The organism is Micrococcus cohnii, assembly GCF_014205175.1.
GTDB lineage: Bacteria > Actinomycetota > Actinomycetes > Actinomycetales > Micrococcaceae > Micrococcus > Micrococcus cohnii.
This window is the reverse complement of record NZ_JACHNA010000001.1, coordinates 1,611,577-1,630,782: the sequence shown is the minus strand read 5'-3', so window position 1 is coordinate 1,630,782 and position 19,206 is coordinate 1,611,577. Positions and strand designations below refer to the sequence as shown.

Genomic DNA, 19,206 nt, shown 5'->3' with positions numbered 1-19,206 from the left:
GCTGGGTATCGGCTCAGCCCGTTCTTTAGACTCGGGCGCAAGTGCCCGTCCCCTCCGAAAGGCCCTCATGCCCGCTCCGTCGCCCACGTCCCAGAACCTCTCGAACTTCGTGTGGGGGATCGCGGATCAGCTGCGGGGCGTGTTCAAGCCGAACCAGTACGGCACGCTTGTGCTCCCGCTGACCATCCTGCGCCGGTTGGAAGCGGTCATGGCCCCGCATCGGGAGTTGTTCCAGGAGCTGGCGGCCAAGGGCCATCCGGACTTCGTCCTCGCCAACCTGGTGGAGTCCCGCACGGGCCTTACGTTCTACAACCTGAGCCCGTTCACCGTGGACCGCATCCTGCAGGAGCCGGACCTGCTCCGCACGAACCTGCTGGCCTATGTGGACGGGTTCTCCCAGAACGTGGCGGACCTGTTCACCTATTACGAGTTCGACAAGACGGTCGCCAAGCTGGACGAGCACGACCGTATCTTCCTGGTCTTGCAGCAGTTCGCCTCCATTGACCTCTCCCCGGAGGCGGTGTCCAACGCGGAGATGGGCAGCCTCTTCGAGGACCTGATCCGCCGCTTCGCGGCCGCCTCCAATGAGACCGCCGGCGAGCACTTCACCCCGCGCGACGCGGTGAAGCTTCTGGTGGATCTGCTCACGGCCAACGACGACGACGTCCTCACCGGCTACCCGGTCCGCACCGTCTATGACCCCACGGCCGGCACCGGCGGCATGCTGTCCCTGTTGGATGAGCGGCTGCGCCGCATGAACCCGAACGCGGAGGTCCGCCTGTTCGGGCAGGAGCTCAACGATCAGTCGTATGCGATCTGCAAGTCCGAGCTGCTGGGCAAGGGGCAGGACGCGGATGGCATCGCCCGCGGGGACACCCTCAAGAACGACGCACACCTGACGGAGCGCTTCGACTATGTCCTCTCCAACCCGCCCTACGGCGGCGACTGGAAGGCCTCCCGCACCGCGGTGGAGAAGGAGATCGCCGCCGGTGGCGCCACGAACCGCTTCCCGGGCGGTGCCCCGGCCATCAGCGACGGGCAGATGCTGTTTCTCCAGCTCGTCGCCTCGAAGCTCCGCCCGGTCTCGGAGGGTGGTGGCCGGGCCGGCATCGTTCTGAACGGCTCCCCGCTGTTCACGGGCGGGGCGGGCTCGGGCCCGTCGGAGATTCGCCGCTGGCTGTTGGAGTCGGACCTGGTGGACGCGATCGTCGCGCTGCCCACGGACATGTTCTACAACACCGGCATCGCCACCTACGTGTGGGTGTTGGACAACAACAAGCCGGCGGAGCGGCGGGGCAGGGTGCAGCTGATCGACGCCCGCACGTTCTTCACCAAGCTGCGCCGCAACGTGGGTTCGAAGAACAAGGAACTGTCCACGGCGGACCGCCAGCGTGTGCTGGAGATTTACCGTGACTTCGACGCCCAGTCCGAGGGCAATGCCGAGTTCTCCAAGGTCCTCGCCGCGCAGGATTTCGGCTACCGGGAGATCACGGTGGAGCGGCCGCTGCAGCTGCGCTTCGAGGTGGAGGACGTCACCATTACGTCGGCGCTCGCCACCAAGCCGGTGGGCAAGCTTCCCGACGACGGCCGTTCGGCTCTCGAGACCGCCCTCGCCTCCCTGCGTGGCCGGGTCTGGGACCACCAGCCCACCTTCGTGCTGGACCTGAAGAAGGCGTTGAAGGAGCACGGCGTGACCGCCGGTGCTCCTCTGGTGAAGGCCTTGACCGGGGCGATTGGCGTGCACGACCCCGAGGCGGAGGTGGTGAAGAGCAAGAAGGGCGAGCCGGAGCCGGACACCTCGCTGCGCGACACCGAACTGGTGCCCTTCGGCCGAGATATCCACGAGTATTTCGAGGCCGAGGTGGCCCCGCACGTGCCCGGCGCGTGGATCGACGAGTCCAAGACGAAGATCGGCTACGAGATCCCCTTCACCCGGCTGTTCTATAAGTACGTGCCGCCGCGCCCGCTCGAGGAGATCGACGCCGAGCTCAAGCAGCTCACCGCCGAGATCATCGAGCTGTTGCAGGAGGTGGAGGGATGAGCATCGAGCGCGATGACTGGCTGCCGGCATTGCCGAGCGGCTGGGCAGCTGTCCCTGCGAAGTCCTTGTTCTCTCTTCGGTCAGAGAAGTCTCGACCCGATGATGTGCATCTGACGCCGTCTCAGAAGTACGGAGTCATACCCCAGTCCGAGTATATGGAGATCACGGGCAGTCGTGTGGTGCTGAATCTAGTGGGTTCCGACAACATGAAGCATGTTGAGCCCGGGGACTTCGTGATCCACCTGCGCTCTTTCCAAGGCGGCGTTGAATTCAGCCAGCACCGTGGCAAAGTCAGCGCTGCCTACACGGTGCTGACCCCGACCCCGCTTGCAGAGCCTCGCTTCTTTCGATGGCTCCTCAAGTCTGAGCGTTATATCCAGGCACTCCAGGTTTCAGTCGACCAGCTTAGAGACGGACAGTCGATCCGTTATGGTGATTTCGCCAAGATTGATTTGCCGCTGGCGCCACCAGACACGCAACGGCGCATCGCCGACTACCTCGACCGTGAGACCGCCACGATCGATGCCCTGATCGAGAAACAGCGCCAGTTGTCCGATGCGCTTCGTACTCGAAGGAGAGCAGCAGTTCTGGCGAGAACAGGTTTCTTGGGCGTGAGGCCTGCTTCGGCTGCCAGTAGTGAGCCGTGGCTCGAATCTGCCCCGAGCCATTGGCCGCGGATGCACGTGAGGCGTCTGTTCGACCTGACTTCTGGCGCCGGTTTCCCGCCCGAGCTTCAGGGGGTGACCGACGAGGAACTTGCGTTCTATAAAGTCCGTGACCTCGGTAGGGCGGACTCCTACGGGCGGCTGGGAGAGCCGGAGGACACGATCAGTCGCGAGACGGCAGACAAACTGAGGGCGAAAGTTCTCCCATCGGGAACTCTCGTCATGGCAAAGATTGGTGCTGCCCTTCTTCTAGGGCGGATTCGCGTGGCTACACGACCAAGCTGTATCGACAACAACATGCTCGCGCTGAGCCCGAAGTCACTTCTCCATCCCCGCTACGCGGCGTACATGTTGGAAGGACTTCTTCTGGAGCGTCTCGTTCAACCTGGAGCCGTGCCGTCCCTCAACGAGAAGGAGTTTCGAGGCACCGTTTTCCCTGTCCCGCCACTCGACGAACAGCGCGAGATCGCTGACCACCTCGACCGCGAGACCGCCAAGATCGACACCCTGATCGCCAAGGCGGAGCGGTTCATCGACCTTGCCCAGGAGCGCCGGGCCGCGCTCATCACCGCCGCCGTCACCGGCCAGATCGAGATCCCCACTTAAGGACTGACAGCACATGGCCATCCACAACGAGAGCGAACTCGAGACCTACATCTGCGAATACCTCGAGCAGCACGGCTGGCTCTACTCGCCCAACGATGACGGTTACGACCGCAAGAACGCGATCGTTCCCGAGGACGTCCACGCCTGGCTGTCCGAGAACCAGCCGGAGGACTACGGGCGCATCGTGAAAGCCGATGCCCCGGCCTCCGTGCAGCAGGCGCAGCGGGACCAGATCACCACCCGCCTGATCGACGTGCTGAACAAGCCGCAGGACACCGGCGTCGGCGGCACCCTCAACGTGCTCCGCAAGGGCTTCAAGGTCGGCACCTCCGCCACCCTGCGCATGGCCGAACCGCGGCCGGCCACGAACCTGAACCCGGCTGCCGTCGCCTCCTACGAGCGCATGCGGCTGCGCGTGATGCGACAGGTGCACTTCAACCCGGCCACTAACGAGTCCGTGGACCTGGTGCTGTTCGTCAACGGCCTGCCCGTGGCCACGATCGAGCTGAAGACCGACTCCACCCAGTCCATCGGCCACGCGAAGAAGCAGTACCGCGAGCGCAACCCCATGGCCACGCCGCTGTTCGGGTTCGGCACCCGCGCCGTGGTCCACTTCGCCGTCTCCAACCGCGAGGTCTGGATGACCACCAAGCTGGCCGGGAAGGACACCGTCTTCCTGCCCTTCAACCAGGGCGACGACGGCCACGCCGGCAACCCGCCCAACCCGAACGGCGGGTCCTCCACCGCCTACCTGTGGGAACGGATTCTCCAGCGGGACACCTGGCTCGAGATCCTCCAGAAGTTTGTCTTCCTCAAGAAGGAGACCGTGGAGGACGAGCACGGCCGCGCGCGCCGGAAGTCCACGCTGATCTTCCCGCGCTTCCACCAGTGGGAGGCCGTCACGCACATGCTCGCCGCCGTCCGCGAGGAGGGCGCCGGCAAGTCCTACCTGATCGAACACTCCGCGGGCTCCGGCAAGACCAACACCATCGCTTGGACCGCCCACCGTCTGCTCTCCACCTACGGGGCGGACGAGCAGCGGGTGTTCGACTCGGTCATCGTGGTCACCGACCGCACCGTGCTGGACGATCAGCTCCAGGAGGCCGTCCGGCAGATCGAACGGACCTCCGGCACCGTGGTGGCCGTGGACCGCAAGAACCTCGGCGGCGAGGCCACCAGCAAGTCCGCCCTGGTGAAGCAGACGCTGCTGCAGGGCAACCGGATCATCGTGGTGACGCTGCAGACCTTCCCCGCCGTGCTCGAACTCCTCAAAGGTGACTCCACACTCGCCGGCCGCACCTACGCGGTGATCGCGGACGAGGCGCACTCCTCCCAGACCGGCTCCGCCGCAGCCAAGCTCAAGCGCGTGCTCACCCCGGACGAGCAGGCCGACTTCGACGACGGCGGAGAGGCGGACACCGAGTCCATCCTCGCCGCCGAGGTCGCCGCCACCGGACGCCCGCAGAACATCAGCTTCTTCGCCTTCACCGCCACCCCGAAGGACAAGACCCTGCAGATGTTCGGCCGCCCCTCCGGCGAATACGACGAGAACGGCCAGGAGATCCCCTCCTCCTTCCACCGGTACACCATGCAGCAGGCCATCGAGGAGGAGTTCATCCTCGACGTGCTGAAGAACTTCACCAACTACGACACCGCCTTCAAACTGGCCTTGGCCGGACAGCAGGGCGAGTTCCGCCCGGAAGGCGACCGGGCCGTCGTCGGGAAGCCGACCACCGAAGTGGACCAGACCGAGGCGAGCAAGAAACTCATGCGGTGGGTCAAGCTGCACCCGACGAACATCGCCCAGAAGGTCAAGATCATCGTGGAGCACTTCCGCGCCAACGTGGCCGGACTGCTCGACGGGCAGGCCAAGGCCATGGTGGTCACCGACTCCCGCGCCGCCGCCGTCCGGTACAAGCGCCAGATGGACCAGTACATCCAGGACATGGGGTACACGGACGTGGGCACGCTGGTGGCCTTCTCCGGCGAGGTCACCGACGACGAGTTCGAGCTCGAGAAGGTCACCGAACGGTCCATGAACCCGTCCGTGACCGGGGACCTGGCCAAGGCCTTCGACGAGGACGGCTACCAGGTGATGATCGTGGCCAACAAGTACCAGACCGGCTTCGACCAGCCCAAGCTCTGCGCCCTCTACGTGGACAAGAAGCTCTCCGGCGTTCTCGCCGTGCAGACGCTCTCCCGACTGAACCGTGCGGCGCCCGGCAAGGACACCACCTACGTGCTGGACTTCGTGAACTCTGAAGACGACATCCAGGCCGCCTTCGAGCCGTACTACGCCGGCGCGAAGCTGGAGACGGTGACGGACCCGAACCTGATCCATGACCTGGGGACGAAACTCGACGCCGCGGGCGTGTACGACGGGGACGAGGTCGACGCGTTCGCCGAGGTGTGGGTGGCGTGGACGCCGGGGAGCGGGCAGGAGGGCCTGCAGGCCGCGCTGGAGCCCGTGGCACACCGGTTCCGCAAGGAACTGGCGCATGCGCGGATGAACCAGGACGAGACGCGCGTGAACGAGCTCGTGCTGATGCGCAAGGACATGCGGTCCTTCGTTAGCCTCTACGACTTCCTCTCCCAGATCTACGAGTTCGGGGACACCGAGCATTACAAGCGGGCGCTGTTCCTGCGGCACCTGGTGCAGCTCATGGGCGATCAGCCCGGCGGTGAGGAACTGATCGACCTGAGCGATGTGCAGTTGGTGAGCATCCGGCAGAAGAAGACGTCCTCGGGGGATATCAAGTTGACCGGTGGTCCCGCGCTGAAGGGGACCACCGGCGTGGGAGGCGGGCAGGTGCGCGAGAAGCAGCGCGGTCCGCTCGAGGAGGTCATCGAGAAGATCAACGAGATCTTCGCCGGCGAAGGAGTGGATGCCTCCCCGTCCCAGCAGGAGGCGTGGGTCAGTGCTCTCGTGGCGCCGCTCATGGAGGACGAGAAGCTGCTGGGGCAGGCCGGAGCGAACTCGCTGGAGCAGTTTCTGGCGAGCCCGAACCTGGAGCGGTCGGCGATGGGCGCCGTGTACGCGAACGAGGATGCCTTCGCGAAGATGACGGACATCGTGGGCAGAGGCGGAGACCCGTCCAAGATGATCGTCGCTGCCATCGGGGAGTACCTGTACTGGAAGGTGCGGGGCGAAGGGACGGGGCCGGTGGACTATGCCGGAGGACCCGGAGACGTGCAGTACGAGGGGGAAGGGGCGTCGTTCAAGCGCGTTGTGTCGGCTCGCGCCGAGCGCAGTCAGCACCGGTGATCCTTGTTCGGTGAACGTCGCGACCACTCACTAGGGTGGTGACCGCAGTCATACGGCACCGTGTCGTATCCGGTCACCAAGGAAGCGGGAGCCATGGACGCCACCTCGCAGCAGCTCACCATGGTCCGCCGGATGGCCGTGAAGGACGCCCCGGCAGGGCAGCCCGCGGTGAACGACGACGGGCAGGTCGCAGCTCCGGTGGAGGTCGTGGCGGCCGAGCCGATCTCCACCCCGGAACCGGTGGCCGCGCCGAGTATCCCGAAGGACTCTGCCCCGAAGTCGGCAGATGCCGTCGTAGCCCGGGCCATGATCGCGGCCTGGGACGACAGTGGTGAGCTGCCGAACGGTCTGAAACTGTCCGCGGTCAAGCTCAACAAGGCGCTCACCGCAGCTGGGCTGATCCGCAAGGGCGAGCGGGGCTGGGAGCCAACGGACGAGGGAGCAGCAGTCGGGATCGTCGGGTACGAGGGCGAGTGCGACGGGGAGACCTTCGTGAGCGTGAAGTACACGCCCGCCGCGCAGGTGGCGCTGCTGGACCGCATCCGGTCCGGGGCGCTGTCGCTGGGGTGAGCAGCGAGGAGCGGCTCATGACAGGACCACCGGCATGACCACCGTCCTCATCTGGCCTCGCTTCGTCCGTCCGGCACTGGCCGCGGGGTCAGGCGAGTCGTCGGACGAATGACGCCATGGATCCGTCGGCCACAGCATCCCGCACCGCGTCCGGGTCGAGCTGACGCTTGGTCACGATGACACCGCTGATCAGCGCGGCAGCCTGCTCCGGCGTGGCTGTGGCGACGCGTTCGGTGTCGGCCGCGAACTTGGCCGGTGCCATACCCAACGCTGTGGCCGGGGCCTCGACCACGAACGGTTCCATGGCGGCCTCGAACTCCTCCGCCAGCTGAGCGACGCCCGGATCAGTGCTGCTGGAACCCGCGGCCTCCTCCAGAAGAGGCAGGAACTTCATGACAGTCGCAAACTCGTCTGCCACAGGCTCGGCCACCGCGGCCTCGGTGCTCGCTTCGTCCTCGGTGGGCCGCAGCGTGATCATGACCTCGTCCGGGTCTGCCCCCACAGCCTCGAACATGCGCCGCAGGGCATTCACCTTGGTCATGGTGCTGCTGGCCAGATCCCAGCGGAGGCCAGGCTCAATCTCGACGAAGTTCTTCTCCTTCTCCGGCGGGACCGGCTGCCCTTCCACCCGGTAGGCATCGACCTGCTCTGCTACGGCCAGCACTCGCGGCCGGTCGATCTCCACCAGATCACGCAGCAGGAGCACCGCGAAGTTCCGCCACGTGGCCACCACATGACGGCGCCCCTGGAACTCATAGGCCACGATGTACCGGCCCGTGAAATCGGCTTCCGTTCCCATCGGCTCCACGGGCAGCTGTGGGCGGGGCGGCTCGAAGTCCGTGGACGGCAGAGGCCAAATGGTCAGGGCAAGATCCACCAGCCGGCGCGTTCGTTCCTCCAGGGCGGCCTCATCCCATCGGACGTGCTCCTTCATCTCCTTGTTGAGGCGAAAGGGAGAAGAATCGAATCCGTCGTCGATGGTCTTCTTGACCGTGAACGATGCATTGGAGTACGTCGAGTTGTACCCGGTGACCGTGAGGTTGCCGATGCGGTGCAGCCACTGGGCGTGGATCCGTTCGGTTTTCTCTCCTAGTTCTCGGCGCCACTCAGCGGTGAGCGTCTGCGGCATCACGTGTTCGACGGTGAGATCGCCCGCGGCCAGGCCACCGGCGATATCGCGCGTGTCATGCGAGTTGCCGTTCTCCAGGCTCTCGAAGAGGTAGCGGCGGTCCGTCGCAGGAAGCCGGTATAGGTTGGCCGTCGTGAACCCCGCGATGAAGTCGTCATCGAGCGGGAACTCACCCGATCCACTGCGGCGACGCAGAGAGTAGACCAGCGCGTCGGTGAAGCGGGTGTCCGCTGTGCGAATACGTGAGACCTCTCGATGCAGCGTCGCGAAGATGCTGTTCAGTGCGTTCGACGCCCGCCCCACCGCCAGCCGGCGGAACAGGTAGGACTCCAACACCCGCAGCGCGTCCGCGAAGTCATCGGGACTGATCGTGCCACCGTGCAGCTCCTCGACCATCGGCATCAGCAGGGGGAGCACCACCTCGCGATTCATCAGGTTCAGGCGCCGCAGCCGACGGTCCACGTGGGGATGGTGGGTCGACGCATCACGAAGCTGCCGGTAGTACCCCGAGTACGCGCGGACCGGTTCCAGCAGCTGTGCGCCTGTCGTGCCGACGGACTGCGCGTAGTGCTTGAAAGCCTCGTACACATCAGAGATCTTTGGCGTCTTGCCCGTCTTGGTGACGAGGAACCACCGGAGGAACACGGAGGTGTCATAGGCGACGTTCTCCTCGATGCGGTTCCAGTAGTCGCTGTAGACCTGCTCTTGCATCGTGCTCGGCAGCCCCATCAGCACGAGATTGCGCACCTTGTCCGCCTCGCTCAGCGCAAGCCCCGTCGAGTTCAGAGATTCAAAGATCCGCTGCGCGTCGTCCTGCTTCTCCAGATCCAGAATCATGACTTCCAGACCCTGCACGGCTTTCCAGATCTGGTCGCCGTCCAGGCCTATGAGGGGGAGATGCTCAAGGAAGTAGCGGTAGTTCTTGGTGATCCTGGACGACTCCAGCGGTTCGCGCGCGGGGTTGAAGAGCCGGCGGTACGCATCGGCGTCGTGTTTCACCGGCTTAAGGCGGAACCGCGGGGCGGACGTCTCGTTGTCCCGCACCAGATAGTTGCGGCGGATCTTCTCCGCCAGTCCCTCTTCCGTGCTCTGGAGCGTTCCCTCCTCGAGGAGGCGCACCAGCGCGAGCATAAGCAGACTGACGGTGGTGAGGCGCTGCTGCCCATCGATCACCACCCAACGGAACGTGGACTCGGGGTCCCCCACGACTGAACCGAAGAAATGGGCGCCGCGGTCCTCACGGATGAGTGCGGCGAGGTCGTCGAGCAGCTGGGCGCAGTGTTTCGACTTCCAGTCGTAGTTGCGCTGGTAGACGGGGATGATGAGCTCCCGGTCCACATTGCCGTAGGTGGAGAGGATTCCGCTGACCTGACCGCGCATGCATCGCACTCTAGTGGTGACGAGGTCCAGGCGGTGCCGGGGGCAATACTTTATGAGCTGGGCCAGCCGTGTCTGCTGGCTCGCTTCTTCGCACCTATCTGGAGGGGCCCATGTCCGCGCACGCTGCACCGCAGTCTTCTCGGAGCAACGAACAGCCCGAGGGCGCCGACCGTATTCAGTCCGATCACGCGGGTCAGCGCGCCCCTGCCGCCGACGACCGTCCGGCGTCGGGCGGCGCAGCGGGGTCGACCCTGCACCGGATCGTCGGGCCGCCACCACCGAGCGTGTGAGCTGACGGCCGCCGCGACCCGGTGACGGGTCGAGGCAAACAGAAACGCTGGTGCACTCCTGCCGGGTTTCACACCGAAACCGTGGCAGAGGTGCACCAGCGTTTTTGGTGGGCGGGACGTCGCGCCCCCGGAGACCGGCGGGCGTCGCCCCGCGCTGCACACGACGCCCGCGCCCGCCGCGCTCAGTTGCGCGTCGAGGAGCCCTTGCCGGAGGAGCCGCCGCGGCGCAGCACGCGCTCGTCGGCGCGCAGATCCGGGCGGATCACGTCGCCGAAGTGGTCGACGCGGCGCATCGCCTGGGTCTCGCCGTCACGCCACAGCGTCACATTGCGCGCCTCGGGCAGCGAGGACGCACGGAACCGCGGGTCCACCCCGTCCTTGACCTGACGCTCGTAGTCCTTCAGCAGCTTCAGGCCGAGCCCGCCCAGCGGGATCAGGGCGATGAGGTTGATCGTCGCCATCAGGGAGGCGAACAGGTCCGCCAGGTTCCAGATCAGCGTCACCGAGCCCAGCGCCCCGCCGAACACGCACACCAGCACGAGCAGACGGAACAGGGTGATCAGCGCGGGCGCCTTGTCCCCGGCGAGGAAGCGGATGTTCGCCTCGCCGTAGTAGGTGTTGCCCAGCACCGAGGACCACGCGAGGAAGAAGATCACGACGGTCAGGAACGGTCCGGCCCACGAACCCACCGAGTCCTGCAGCGCGCCCTGCGTGACGGACATGCCGATGGCCTCCCCGTCACCGTAGGTCGGGTTGGCCAGCAGGATGATGAAGGCGGTGGCCGTGCAGACGATCAGGGTGTCGAAGTAGACGCCGATCGACTGGGTGAACCCCTGCTTCGCCGGGTGCGAGACGGAGGCCGTCGCCGCCGCGTTCGGGGTCGAACCCATGCCCGCCTCGTTCGAGAACAGGCCGCGACGGATGCCGACCATGACCATCGCGAAGCCGACGGCCGCGCCGGCCACCTGCTGCACGCCGAACGCGTGGCCGACGATCAGGCCGAGCATCGCGGGGACCTCGGCGATGTTCAGGGCGATCACCAGCAGCGCCACCACGATGTACAGGACCGCCATAATCGGAACGACCACGTTGGTCACGGCGGACAGCCGACGGACGCCGCCGAAGATCACCGCACCGGTGATGAGCGCGAGGGTCAGGCCGACCCAGGCGCTCGTGGACATGACACCGGTGTTCAGGAAGTCACCCCAGTTCGCGGTGACCGACTCCGCGATCGAGTTGGACTGCACCGCGTTGAACACGAAGCCGTAGGTCACGGTGATCAGCAGCGCGAACATCACGGCCAGCCACTTCCAGCCCAGGCCGTCGCGGATGTAGTACGCGGGCCCGCCGACGTAGCCGTCGCCGCCGCGCACCTTGTACAGCTGGGCGATGGCGGACTCGACGTACGCGGTGGCGGCGCCGAGGATCGCCATGACCCACATCCAGAACACGGCGCCGGGGCCGCCGAGCACGATCGCGATGGCGATGCCCGCGATGTTGCCGGTGCCCACGCGGGAGGCGGCGGAGATGGTGAAGGCGCGGAACGGGGAGACGCCGTCCTCGGCGTCCTCCCCGCTCGACTTGGCGGTCAACGAGCGCAGCATCTCCGGCATCAGGCGGACCTGAACGCCCGCCGTGCGGATGGTGAAGTACAGGCCCCCGACGATCAGCAGGGCGACGACGAGATAACCGATCTTGTCATTGACGGCGGCGACGCCGTCGGCGGCCTGGTCCAGGACCGAGGCGGCCACAGGTGTGAGTGAGTGCATAAGCACTCATGCTACGCGCGGCGGCTCCTCCTCGGCAGCCGAATCGTGGCCCTCCCACGCGCCGGCGAGCCGGGTCAGGCGACGGTGCGTCTCCTCCGCGTCGGTGCCGGCCAGCCAGTTGCGGGCGATCGAGCGGGCGAGCGAGTCGGCGACCTCATTGCCGTGGTGCCCCGCATGCCCCTTAATCCAGACGGTGCTGATCCGGCGGCCGACCTCCGCGGCGCGCTGGCGCACGTCGAGCAGGTGACGCAGGGTGCGGCGGACGCGCTCCCCGCGCGCATCGCCGAGGGTGAGCGGCTCGGTGACCGCGTCCCGGAGCAGGGCGAGGGCCGCTCGGGAGTCCGAATGGATCACGACGGACCGCTCCCGGTCGCCAGCCCAGGCCGCGAGCAGGTGCCCCAGCAGCAGCGCCTCGAGCTCGGCCTCGAGGGGGCGGGCCGCCCCCGAGATGGGGCGCGCGGCCCACAGGCCCGGGGCGGCGGTCGCGGCGGCCCCGCCGATCTTGGCCCCGCGCAACGTGGAGCCGTCGGTGTAGATGTCCGTGACCGTCGCGGGGGTCGACGAGGACAGGTTGTGGTGCAGGTCCTGCGCGACGCGGTGCAGGTAGCGGTTCATGCGGCGCCACGAGGCGGCGTCCTCCGCCGCGCCCTCCGGGGTGATCGTCCGCGGCGCCTCGTCGAGGGGCACCCGGTGGTGCCCGTACTCGAGCACGGCCTCAGGGAGCACCGTGGGCAGCAGATAGCTCGCGCGCTGGGTGCCCACGACGGAGGCGTCCAGCCGGTACCCGACCACGCGCAGACCGGGAGGTCCCAACGCCCGCAGCAGGCGGAGCACGGCGGCGTCCTCGTCGTTGCGGACGTGCACGATCACCGGCCGGCGCGGGTCGTGCTCGTCGAGCACGACCTCCCAGAAACGAGGCAGCTCGTCCGCGCGCACGATGCCCGTGTAGGCGGTGCCCGTGTCGTCGTCGCCGAGCGGCCGCAGCACGAGCGGGCGGGCCACGTACACGATGCCGCCGGGCACCGGGCGCAGATCCACGCGCAGAGCCGGACCCAGAGAGACGCCGGCCAGCAGCGTCGGGCCCGAGCCGAGCACGCGGACGCCGTCGCGGCGGACGGCGGCGGTGAGGTGAACGGTCGAGGGACGGTGCCGCCCGCCGTCCTCTTCGGGCACGGGGGCGGTGTGCGGGTCGGTGACGGTGCGTGCGGGCGTGGTGATGTCGGCGGCCGGGACCAGCCGCACCTCGGCGGACTCCACGGCCCGGGCGGCGGGGCCGGTGAAGGCGGAGGCGAAGTCCAGCAGAGCGGCAGGCGTCACGGCGTCGATGTCGGAGTGCAGCGGCCGCAGGGCGGCCAGTGCCGGGTGAGTACTGCGCGCGTCCATGTCGTTCGAGCCGGGATCGGGGACAGTCGGCGTGCCTGTGCGGTCTGTCACCCCCGTGCCGGCTGGGGTCAGCCGCCGCGGGGTCTCCACTATAGGAACCTCACAGGAAGCACGACAGGGGCCGATCGGTCAGCTGTCCTCCTCTCGGTGCAGACGGGCCTGGAAGTTCGGGCCGAGGTCGACGCCCAGCGCCCGAGCCTGAGCTCGCTGCTGCCGCAGGGTCGCGGCGCCGAGCACGCGGGCCAGCTCCGCCTCCGCGTGCTCGGGGGAGGCGTTCTCATGGGCCGCGGCGGACATGAACAGCCGGTGCAGCCGTGCGCCGCCGAGGCCCAGGGCGAGGGCGGAGATCACGACGTCCGCCCCGTCCCGGTGGCGCAGCAGCGCGGCGGTGGTCGCGGCGTCGAGCTCGGCGACGGTCCGCAGGTCACGGACGGTCACGGCGTGCTCCACGTCGGCGACGATGCGGTCGGCCACGCGGGCGAGCAGGGTCTGCTTGTTGGGCACGTGCCAGTACAGGGCGGAGGCCTGCACACCCAGCTGCGCGGCCACGCGGCGCATCGACAGGTCCCCGACGCCGAAGTCCTGCAGCAGGGCGACCGCGGCGTCCACCACGTCCTCGGCGCTCAGAGTCCCTCGCGCGGGCGCTCCCGATGCGGTGGTGCTTCGGGAGGCGGCGGCGTGGGGATCGGGGGCGGGCATACCCCGACCGTACCCAACCGCCGAGTCTCGAAACGAGACCGCTGGTCAGCGCGGGGATGACTCCGCGAGCCGGCCCTCGGCCAAGCGCACCGTCCGGTCGGCGAGGGTCTGCGCCTCGGCGGCGTCGTGCGTGACGTGCACGGCCGTGGTGCCGGTGTCCTGCAGAATGCTGCGCACCTGACGGGCCAGACGACCGCGCAGGTCCGCGTCGAGGGCGGAGAGCGGCTCATCGAGCAGCAGCACCCGAGGAGCGGGGGCCAGAGAGCGGGCGAGGGCCACGCGCTGCGCCTGCCCGCCGGAGAGCCGTTGCACGGGCCGGTCCGCGTGCTCGACCAGATCGACCAGCTCGAGCATGCGGGCCACCCGTGCTTGTCGCTCGTTCCGGGGCAGGCGTGCCGCCTCGAGCCCGTAGGCGATGTTGCGGGCGACGCTGCGATGCGGGAACAGCTGCCCGTCCTGGAACACCATGCCCACCCCGCGGCGGTGCACGGGCACCGCGGTGACGTCGTGACCGCCGAGCAGCACGGCCCCGCGGTGCACCTGCTCGAGCCCGGCGATCCCGCGCAGCACCGTCGACTTGCCCGAGCCGGAGGCGCCCACGAGCGCGACGATCTCGCCCGGGGCCAGCGCGAGGTCCACACCGCGCACCGGCTGCGTGCCGTCGGGGTAGCGGACCCACAGGTCTCTCAGCTCGAGCGCCGCGGCGCCCTGCGTCCTCTGCTGCTGGCTCACCAGGCTCCCTCCGCTCCGGCCCCGCGCGGGCGGAGCCTCTCGCACATGATCATCACGGCCGCCGTCAGCACCGCGAGCACGACGGCCCCGGCCAGGGCCATCCCGTAGTTGTCCGCGCCCGGTCGGCCCAGCAGACGCACGATGACCACCGGCAGCGTCTGGTAGTCGGGGCTGGCCAGGAACGTGGTCGCCCCGAACTCGCCGAGGGACACCGCGAAGGCGAACCCGGCCGCGAGCCCGACGCCGCGCAGCACGAACGGGCCGTCCACGGTTAGCAGCACGCGCCACGGGGACGCGCCGAGCGTCTGGGCGGCCTCGCGCAGCCGCGGATCCACCGCCGCCAGCACGGGCACGAGCGAGCGCACCACCAGCGGCAGCGCGACCACGGCCTGCGCGGCCGGCACGAGCGCCCCGGAGGCGGCCAGCTCGGGCCACTGCGCGCGCAGGGACACGACGAAGCCGAAGCCGACCGTCACCGCCGAGACGCCCAGCGGCAGCATGACCGCGCCGTCGAGCGCGCGCTGGGCCCGCACCGCCGTGCGGGAGCGGAAGCGTCGAGTGAGCAGCAGGGCCAGCGGGACGCCCGCCAGCAGCGTCAGCCACGTCGCGTCGAGGGCGATCTTCACCGAGTGCTCGAGGGCCTCGGCCACGGTCGTGCCGCCGGTGAACCCTGCTCCGGCGGTCGTCAGCAGCCGATAGTTGTGCAGGCCCCAGCCCTCGGCCGAGTGGAAGGACCGCACGACGAGCGTCGCGATCGGCAGCACGATCAGCAGCCCGAGCGCGGCGGCGACGGCCACCGGCGCCGCGTCAGCGCGGCTCAGGGGCGGCACGCGCGCGTCCTGCAGGCGCAACGCGCGCCCGGCCCGGGAGGCGGCCCAGCCGGAGACGCCGACGGCGGCGAGCACCACGGCGAACTGCAGCACCGAGAACACGGCGGCGGCCCGCAGGTCGAAGAACACGACGGTTTGGGCCCAGACCTCCGTCTCGAGCGTGCCGTGCCCGGGCCGCCCCAGGGTCTGGACGATCCCGAACGCGGCCGAGCAGAACAGGAACACCAACGAGGCGGCGGAGACGATCGCCGGCGCCAGCTGCGGCAGCGTCACGGTGCGCCAGGCCCGCCACCCGGAGGCGCCGAGCACGCGAGCGGCCTCGGCCTGGCGGGGGTCCAATCCCGCCCACATGGCGCCGACCTGGCGCACCACCACCGACACGTTGAAGAACACCATCGCCAGCACGACGGCCGTCGTGGTCTGATCCAGGCCCGTGAAGCCCAGCGGGCCGCCGGGGGAGAGCAGCGCGCGGAACGCCACGCCCACCACCACCGTGGGCAGCACGAACGGGACCGTGACGACCCCGCGCAGCACCGCCCGGCCCGGGAACCGGCGCCGGTACAGCACGAAGGCGGCGGGCAGCCCGACCGTCACCGAGCACACCGTGGCGGCCGCGGCCATGCCGAGGGTCTGGCCGAGGATTCGCCACGTCCGCTCGGCGCCAAGCACCTGGGCGAACGCGGAGAGGTCGAAAACGCCCTCGGGGGCGATGCCGCGCAGCAGCATCGCCGCGACCGGCCAGGCGAAGAACACCGCCAGGAACGCGACCGGCAGCACCGCGGCCAGCAGCCACCACGCGCCGATGCCGTCGGCGGAGCGGCGCGATCGCCGCTGTGGGGCCGGCTGCCCCGCGCGCCCTGGGTGGTCGTGGCCCGGGCGGTCGTGGTCCGGGCGGCGTGCGAGCGTGCGCCTCACGCGCCCTCGTGCAGCGCGTTCCAGTCCTTGAGCCACTGCTCGCGGTTCTCGGCGACCTCCTGAGAATCCGGCTCGATCGGGTCCTCGACGAGCGGGGCGTTCTCCTCCCACTCCGTGGGCAGCTCGACCGACTCGTCGATCGGATACATGTACAGGGCCTCCGGCACGGCCGTCTGCACGTCCTCGCTCAGCATGAACTCGATGAACGCCTCAGCGCCCTCCGGGTTCTGCGCGCCCTCGACGACGCCGGCGTACTCGACCTGCGGGGTGCAGGAGTCCTCGATCACCTCGGTCTCGGGCAGGAATGCGGGGGAGGAGGAATAGGAGAGCACCAGCGGGTAGTCGCCCTCGCCCTCGCCGGCGGAGAAGTCCGAGTTGTAGGCGTCGGACCAGCTCTCGGCGACCTTCGCCTCGTTCTCCAGCAGCTGCCGCCACCAGTCCTGCCAGCCGTCCTCGCCCTCCTTCTCGACGGTGGCCGCGAGGAACGCGAGGCCCGGGGACGAGCTGACCGGGCTGGTGACGACCAGCCGCTTCGCGTACTCGGGCTCGGTGAGCTGGTCGATGCTCGTGGGCGCCTCGATGCCGTGCTCCTCGAACCAGGCCGGGTCCACATTGACGCACACCTGGCCCTGGTCGATCGGGGTCATCCGGCCGTCGACCATCTCGTCCTCAGCGGAGTCCGGCAGGTCCTCGGGGGTGAACTCGGCGACCGCGTCCTCCTCGATGAGGCGGTGCGTCGAGTGGTTCTCGACGCCGTAGACGCCGTCGACGGTCGGGTCGTCCTTGGCCATGAGCAGCTGGTTCACGACGGCGCCGGCGTCACCGGGCGCGGTGGTCTTCAGCGTGTAGCCGGACTCGTCCTCGAACTTCTGCACGAGCTCGTCGGGCAGCGCGAACGAGTCATGGGTCATGATCGTGACGGTGCCCTTCGAACCCTTCCCGCCCTCGCCGGCGCCGTTCTTCTCGCCGCCGCCCTGATCGGCGACGGAGCAGGCGCTCAGGCCGAGCGCGAGCGCCGTGAGCGCGGCGGCGGGAGCCAGACGCTTCCGGGCAGAAGCGCGGAACGTGGAACGGGATGCGGATGCGGACCGGTTCTCGAATGCGGTCAAGGCGATGTCCTCCTGCGGTGCGGGAGGGGCCGGGCGTACCGCGCCCGGGGGCTGCCCGGGCCACGGACGACGCCGGATGAGAGATGCTCGACTTCCTTCCCCGGTGTGAGCCGGAGCAGGTGCGAGGGTCTGCGCGCGGGCGCACTCTCAGCGCCGTGCGGCGCTCCCCTGTCGATGTGGTCGGCCCCACCCTACCGTCGCCGTACACTGCTGTCCCGTGAGTGTCGCCGCGCAGAGCGCCGCCGACCGGGGCCTGGGCTCCCCGTCGGGACGGGCCGAGGAGCCGAGGCCCAGTGACGTCTCGACGGACTGGGACGTCCGCCGACCGCACCGGCTGTGGCCGCGCATGCTCGTGATCGTCCTGACGCTGGCCGGGCTGGTCCTGACCGTCGAGTTCCTGCAGGGACTCTCGCAGATCGTGGCCCCGGTGTTCCTGGGGCTGAACTTCATCATCGTCGCCTACCCGGTCCAGGCGTGGCTCACGCACAAGGGCCTGCACCCGGTGCTCGGCGCGACCGTGACCGTGCTGCTCGTCGGCGGCGTGCTGACGGCGTTCGTAGGGCTCATGCTGTGGTCCGTGCTGGAGCTCGTGGACGCGCTGCCCGAGTACACGCACGAGTTCCAGGACATCGCGATGGGCCTGACGAACTACCTGATCTCCTTGGGCATCACCCCCGAGGCGATGACGCAGCAGGTCGAGGGGATCGACTGGAAGTCCGTCACGGGCACCGCCGTGACCGCGCTGACGGCGATTGCGACGAATACCTGGGCCGTCATGGGGCTGCTGCTCACGGTGATCATGGGCATGTTCTTCCTGGCGATGGACTCGATGGGCATCGAACGGCGCGTGGCCCTGCTGAACACGGCCCGATCGGAGCTGGGGGGGGCGCTGATCTCCTTCGCGCGGGGAGTGCGCCGCTACTGGCTCGTGACCACGGTGTTCGGCTTGATCGTCGCGGTCCTCGACGTCGTGGCGCTGATGATCATCGGGGTGCCGCTCGTGCTGGTGTGGGGCGTGCTGAGCTTCCTGACGAACTACATCCCGAACATCGGCTTCGTGATCGGGCTGATCCCGCCGGCGCTGCTCGCGCTCGTGGAGGGCGGCTGGCCCGCGTTCATCGCCGTGGTGGCCAGCTACAGCGTGCTGAACTTCGTGCTGCAGTCGGTGATCCAGCCGAAGGTGGCCGGCGACGCGATCGGCGTGATCCCGACGGTCTCCTTCCTGTCGCTGCTGTTCTGGGCGTGGGTGTTCGGCCCGCTCGGGGCGATCCTGGCCCTGCCCGCGACGCTGCTGGTGAAGGCGGTCCTGATCGATGCGGACCCGCACGCGCGGTGGATGAACGCGTTCATCTCCGCCGACCTGCGCGGCATGGAGCGTCGGCACCTGATGCCGCTGCGCCGTCGTGAGGCACAGGGCGTGGCGGCGGCCGGTCACACGGAGGAGCCGGCGAGCGGCCGGGACGCGGTGAGCCAGGGGACGGGCGCTGTCTCGGAGGGCGCGGGCCAGGACGAGGCGGGCGCCGTCTCGGAGGGCGCGGGCCGCGGCACCGGCTCGAACGCAGAGCAGACCGAGCCCGGTCGAAGCTCGGTCGGAGAGGCGCCTGGCGAGGCGTCTGGTGAGGCGTCGCCGTCCCGCGCTCGGAGGTGAGGCCACCCGAGCGCTCGGGGACGCAGAGGAGCCCTCGCCCTGCTGTCCCCGTGCCGCCTGTGCGGTGCCGTCATGTGGGCGGGCGGTCTGTAGGGTGCAGTCATGTAGGCGGGCGGAATACGTGCCGAATTGACTCTGAGAACGCCCGCGGGGATGACCGCAAGGCAGGGTTCCG

12 protein-coding genes and 1 riboswitch are annotated in these 19,206 nt (G+C 68.8%); of the genes, 5 read left to right on the top strand and 7 right to left on the bottom strand.

The features are described 5' to 3' along the window. The first annotated feature begins 67 nt into the window (after positions 1 to 67). From HDA30_RS07415 to HDA30_RS07400, 4 genes are all read left to right on the top strand, one after another. Positions 68 to 2,041, top strand: coding sequence for a type I restriction-modification system subunit M (locus HDA30_RS07415; RefSeq protein ID WP_184241522.1), 1,974 nt, complete (start codon positions 68 to 70; stop codon positions 2,039 to 2,041). Next, positions 2,038 to 3,312: a restriction endonuclease subunit S gene (locus HDA30_RS07410; protein ID WP_184241521.1), complete on the top strand. Its 1,275-nt coding sequence runs from the start codon at positions 2,038 to 2,040 to the stop codon at positions 3,310 to 3,312. The genes HDA30_RS07415 and HDA30_RS07410 overlap by 4 nt, the downstream gene beginning before the upstream one ends. 13 nt (positions 3,313 to 3,325) lie before the next feature. After that, positions 3,326 to 6,577: a type I restriction endonuclease subunit R gene (locus tag HDA30_RS07405; RefSeq protein ID WP_246418718.1), complete on the top strand. Its 3,252-nt coding sequence runs from the start codon at positions 3,326 to 3,328 to the stop codon at positions 6,575 to 6,577. Between the two features lie 93 nt (positions 6,578 to 6,670). Further along, positions 6,671 to 7,147: a hypothetical protein gene (locus HDA30_RS07400; RefSeq protein WP_184241520.1), complete on the top strand. Its 477-nt coding sequence runs from the start codon at positions 6,671 to 6,673 to the stop codon at positions 7,145 to 7,147. 88 nt (positions 7,148 to 7,235) lie between these two features. On the opposite strand, the gene HDA30_RS07395 is transcribed toward HDA30_RS07400, so the two are convergent. The 7 genes from HDA30_RS07395 to HDA30_RS07365 all read right to left on the bottom strand — a co-directional run bounded on the left by HDA30_RS07395 (position 7,236) and on the right by HDA30_RS07365 (position 17,314). Further along, positions 7,236 to 9,656, bottom strand: a complete 2,421-nt coding sequence (locus HDA30_RS07395) for a DUF262 domain-containing protein (protein WP_184241519.1) — start codon at positions 9,654 to 9,656, stop codon at positions 7,236 to 7,238. A 472-nt stretch (positions 9,657 to 10,128) separates the two neighbouring features. Then, a complete protein-coding gene (locus tag HDA30_RS07390; protein ID WP_184241518.1) occupies positions 10,129 to 11,715 on the bottom strand; it encodes an alanine/glycine:cation symporter family protein in 1,587 nt (528 codons plus the stop codon). Positions 11,716 to 11,721: 6 nt separating this feature from the next. Further along, positions 11,722 to 13,098: a ribonuclease HI gene (locus HDA30_RS07385; protein ID WP_184241517.1), complete on the bottom strand. Its 1,377-nt coding sequence runs from the start codon at positions 13,096 to 13,098 to the stop codon at positions 11,722 to 11,724. Between the two features lie 129 nt (positions 13,099 to 13,227). After that, the gene (locus HDA30_RS07380; RefSeq protein ID WP_184241516.1) at positions 13,228 to 13,797 is read right to left on the bottom strand and encodes a TetR family transcriptional regulator; all 570 of its coding nucleotides are present in this window, start codon (positions 13,795 to 13,797) and stop codon (positions 13,228 to 13,230) included. 45 nt (positions 13,798 to 13,842) lie between these two features. After that, the gene (locus HDA30_RS07375) at positions 13,843 to 14,529 is read right to left on the bottom strand and encodes an ABC transporter ATP-binding protein (RefSeq protein WP_158496404.1); all 687 of its coding nucleotides are present in this window, start codon (positions 14,527 to 14,529) and stop codon (positions 13,843 to 13,845) included. Beyond that, positions 14,526 to 16,163, bottom strand: a complete 1,638-nt coding sequence (locus tag HDA30_RS07370) for an ABC transporter permease (RefSeq protein WP_343059365.1) — start codon at positions 16,161 to 16,163, stop codon at positions 14,526 to 14,528. Before HDA30_RS07370 ends, HDA30_RS07375 begins: the two co-directional genes overlap by 4 nt. 107 nt (positions 16,164 to 16,270) lie before the next feature. Then, the gene (locus HDA30_RS07365) at positions 16,271 to 17,314 is read right to left on the bottom strand and encodes a thiamine ABC transporter substrate-binding protein (protein WP_158496810.1); all 1,044 of its coding nucleotides are present in this window, start codon (positions 17,312 to 17,314) and stop codon (positions 16,271 to 16,273) included. Positions 17,315 to 17,458: 144 nt separating this feature from the next. Next, positions 17,459 to 17,563, bottom strand: a riboswitch (TPP riboswitch). Between the two features lie 37 nt (positions 17,564 to 17,600). On the opposite strand from HDA30_RS07365, the gene HDA30_RS07360 reads away from it, so the two are divergent. Next, positions 17,601 to 19,031, top strand: a complete 1,431-nt coding sequence (locus tag HDA30_RS07360; RefSeq protein ID WP_343059326.1) for an AI-2E family transporter — start codon at positions 17,601 to 17,603, stop codon at positions 19,029 to 19,031. The last annotated feature ends 175 nt before the right edge of the window (positions 19,032 to 19,206 follow it).